Origin of the sequence: Globicatella sp. HMSC072A10 (genome assembly GCF_001811625.1) — a bacterium.
GTDB classification, from domain to species: domain Bacteria; phylum Bacillota; class Bacilli; order Lactobacillales; family Aerococcaceae; genus Globicatella; species Globicatella sanguinis.
Genome location: NZ_KV805688.1, coordinates 1 through 718, shown reverse-complemented (window position 1 = coordinate 718; position 718 = coordinate 1). Strand labels below are relative to the sequence as shown.

The 718-nt window shown below is 29.7% G+C and carries 1 protein-coding gene and 1 pseudogene; both read left to right on the top strand.

Annotation, left to right across the window (positions count from 1 at the left end):
* Positions 1–24: 24 nt before the first annotated feature.
* Positions 25–366 (top strand): annotated as a pseudogene (locus HMPREF2811_RS03990) (HIT family protein); the annotation flags it as partial.
* Positions 367–531: 165 nt separating this feature from the next.
* A partial coding sequence (locus HMPREF2811_RS11900) for a helix-turn-helix domain-containing protein (RefSeq protein WP_371441400.1) occupies positions 532–718 on the top strand: 187 nt, incomplete at its 3' end.

The window sequence follows — 718 nt, the reverse complement described above, 5'->3', positions numbered from 1 at the left end:
TAGAGTGCGAAGCACTCTTAAGGTTTTTTATGTAAACAACATAAGACAGAACTTTTTGAATTAGAAAAGAATTTTAAATTGAAATTCTTAGAAGAAATGTCATTAGTAGGAGAGGCTGTATATAAAGGTTTTAATGCAGATAAAATTAACTATGAACTACTAGGTAATGGAGATTCACATCTACACTGGCATTTGTTTCCAAGGGTAGTGGGTGATATAGAAAACTATGGTAATAAAGGAAAAGGTCCAGTTTGGTGGTATCCTATGGAATTAATGTATAGTGAATCGAATCGTCCATCAGATACTGAATTAATGGCATTAAAAGAGAAGCTAATAGTCGAACTTAATAAAATATTTAATAACTAATTATATTTTGTATTGGCATCATTTTTAAGTTAGATTTATAAATGGTGCCAATTTTTTATTTTGTTAATACGAATTATCGATAAAGTCCATATAATTGCTTGGATAGTAAAATTAAGCTAGAAAAATAAAAAGGCCATTTGTATGGTATCCTAAACATATGATCACATGCTAAGGAAGGAGTACACACAAATGGCTTATACACATCTTACCATGAAAGAATTGATTTGGATAGAAAATTATTACGATAGCGGTAAAAAAGTAACGGATATCGCTAAAAAATTAAATCGGGCCATCCAAACCATTTATAACGTCGTTAATTCTCTTAAAAATAGTGGTAATATTCAGGAATACT